3 protein-coding genes are annotated in these 2,371 nt (G+C 66.2%); 2 read left to right on the top strand and 1 reads right to left on the bottom strand.

Going from position 1 to position 2,371, the window contains the following annotated elements:
* Nucleotides 1-102: 102 nt before the first annotated feature.
* Nucleotides 103-552 carry a multidrug/biocide efflux PACE transporter gene (locus tag ACCC94_RS29285; protein ID WP_413353089.1) on the bottom strand — a complete coding sequence of 150 codons (450 nt, stop codon included), beginning with the start codon at nucleotides 550-552 and terminating at the stop codon, nucleotides 103-105.
* A 120-nt stretch (nucleotides 553-672) separates the two neighbouring features.
* Here ACCC94_RS29285 and ACCC94_RS29280 point away from each other — a divergent pair, with 120 nt between their 5' ends.
* On the top strand, nucleotides 673-1,533 hold the full coding sequence (locus ACCC94_RS29280) for a LysR family transcriptional regulator (RefSeq protein WP_413353087.1): 861 nt from the start codon (nucleotides 673-675) through the stop codon (nucleotides 1,531-1,533).
* A gap of 112 nt (nucleotides 1,534-1,645) precedes the next feature.
* On the top strand, nucleotides 1,646-2,371 hold a 726-nt coding region (locus ACCC94_RS29275), incomplete at its 3' end, for an AAA family ATPase (RefSeq protein ID WP_413353086.1).

The raw sequence follows: 2,371 nt of genomic DNA, 5'->3' as shown, positions 1-2,371 counted from the left end.
TTTTTTTTTTTTTTTTTTCTCGCGCGGCGCGGGCGCCCCCCCCCCCAACCGCTCATTCGCTGCCTGGAAATCCGTTCGCGAGCAAGCTCGCTCCTACAAGGTTCAGCCGTGCGCTTGAGCGGCGGATTGAGGGCGACCCACCCAGCGCTCGCGCAGCACGTCATACACCCAGTTGAACACCAGCGCGTAGGGCAGGAAGAACAGCACCAGGCCGATGTCGAGGATGAAAGCCTCCAGCAGGCTCACCGACAGCCACCAGGCGGCCAGCGGCACCAGCAGGACGATCAGCCCCAGTTCGAACAGCGAGGCGTGCAGGACGCGCACCGGCAGGGTGCGGGAAAAGCCCATGCGATTCTGCGCGCGGTCGAAGGCGGCGTTGAACAGCATGTTCCACACGGTGGCGATGGCCGAGAACATCAGTGTCATGGCGCCCATGTGGCCCAGCGGTTTGTCCATTAGCCAGGCCAGGGTCGGTGCGCAGATGACGACCGCCAGCAGTTCGAAAAGGACGGCGTGGAACATCCGTTCCTTCAGGGTTTTCTTCGGGCTCATGGGTAACTCCAGACAGTCAGGATACAGGCCGACTCCGTCGGTCCGGCGCCATTGTCATCGGTCGACCGGCTGGATCTAAGTTGGATACCATCGGTTTGACCGATGGAAGAGAGCGCCACGATGCAATATTCCCCCGAATCCCTGCAGGCCTTCGCCGAGGCCGCCTGCCTGGGCTCGTTCAGCGCCGCCGCGCGCAAGCTGGGCAAGAGCCAGTCCACCGTCAGCGAGGCCATCGCGCGGCTGGAGATCGACCTCGGCCTGACCCTGTTCGACCGCAGCAGCCGCCAGCCCAGGCTGACCGAGGCCGGCCATGCGCTGCTCGGGCGCGTGGAGGAGGTGCTGATGGCCAATGATCGCCTCGGGCAACTGGCTCACCAGCTCGTCGGGGGACTGGAGTCGCGGGTGACCCTGGCAATGTCGGACACCTACCAGTCCGCCGAATTCGAGGCGCGGCTGGCGGAGATCGACGCGCGCTATCCGGACCTTGAGTTCGAATGGCTGATCGCCGAGGACAGCGACGTGCTCGACCTCGTCGTACAGGGCCGCGCCAGCCTCGGCCTGCTGGCGGCGCAGGCGGAGTACGCGCCGGACATCGGCTCGGCGACCCTGAGCGAACAGGCCGAGTTCGGCCTGTTCGTCAGCCGCGACCATCCGCTGGCCGGCCGCGAACGGGTCGAGCGCGAAGACCTGCTTGCCTACCGCGCGCTGCGCCTGAATACCTACCTGGACGACGCCGCGCCCATGCTCGGCGGCCGCTGCTGGAGCGCGCCAAACTACCTGCTGTTGCTGGACATGGCGGTACTGGGCTTCGGTTGGATCGAATTGCCCAGCTGGATGGTAGGACGCTTCGCCAGCGGGCGTATGCAGGAGCTGAAGGTCGCGGGTTGGCCGCGCCGCGTGGCGGTGGACGTGATCTGGTCCCGGCAGCGCCGGCTCGGGCCGGCGGCGAGTTGGCTGGCGGAGCGCCTGCTGGGGCGCTGAGCACTCTGGATCACCGCTCTACATCACAGATTGCGGACTAAATGTGTCGAAGCCTTTGATGCTCCGTCCTTGATCAGTAGGATCGGAGTTTTCCGGGGAAGAGAGGGTCAGGATGCACGCCAAGCTGGAGAATTGTCTGAAGGCAGTCGATCAGGTGCTGCTCGGCAAGGAAGTGCAGGTGAGGCTGGCGCTGACCTGCCTGCTGGCCCGTGGTCACCTGCTCATCGAGGACCTGCCCGGCATGGGCAAGACTACCCTGAGCCACGCTCTGGCGCGGGTGCTGGGGCTGAGTTTCCAGCGCATCCAGTTCACCTCCGACCTGTTGCCTGGCGACGTGCTGGGCACCTCGGTGTTCGACAAGGACACCGGGCAGTTCGTCTTCCATCCCGGGCCGATCTTCTCCGAACTGGTGCTGGCCGACGAGATCAACCGCGCCACGCCCAAGAGCCAGAGCGCGTTGCTCGAGGCCATGGAGGAAGGGCAGGTGACCATCGAGGGCGCGACCCGTCCGCTGCCCGAGCCCTTCTTCGTCGTCGCCACGCAGAACCCGGTAACCCAGGGCGGCACCTTCGCGCTGCCTGAGTCCCAGCTCGACCGCTTCCTCATGCGCCTGTCGCTGGGCTATCCCGGCCGCGCCGCCGAGAAGGCCCTGCTGCTGGGCGAGGCGCGTCGCGATCTGCTGCCGCGCCTGGAGCCGATGCTCGATCCGCAGGAGTTGCAGGCATTGCAGGGCGAGGTGCTGGCAGTACGCGCCAGCGATGCCCTGGTGGATTACGTGCTGCGCCTGGTGGAAGCCACTCGAACCCAGCCGGCGTTCGCCCTCGGCCTGTCGCCGCGC

The sequence above is a fragment of the Pseudomonas sp. Pseusp97 genome, assembly GCF_047304025.1.
GTDB lineage: Bacteria > Pseudomonadota > Gammaproteobacteria > Pseudomonadales > Pseudomonadaceae > Pseudomonas.
The sequence above is the reverse complement of the archived record's forward strand: the minus strand, read 5'-3'. Positions and strand labels throughout refer to the sequence as shown.

What these genes read in the sequence shown, in the direction of transcription:
- ACCC94_RS29280 (WP_413353087.1), top strand. Translation starts at nt 673, where the DNA reads ATGCAATATTCCCCCGAATCCCTGCAGGCCTTCGCCGAGGCCGCCTGC.
- ACCC94_RS29285 (WP_413353089.1), bottom strand. Translation starts at nt 552, where the DNA reads ATGAGCCCGAAGAAAACCCTGAAGGAACGGATGTTCCACGCCGTCCTT.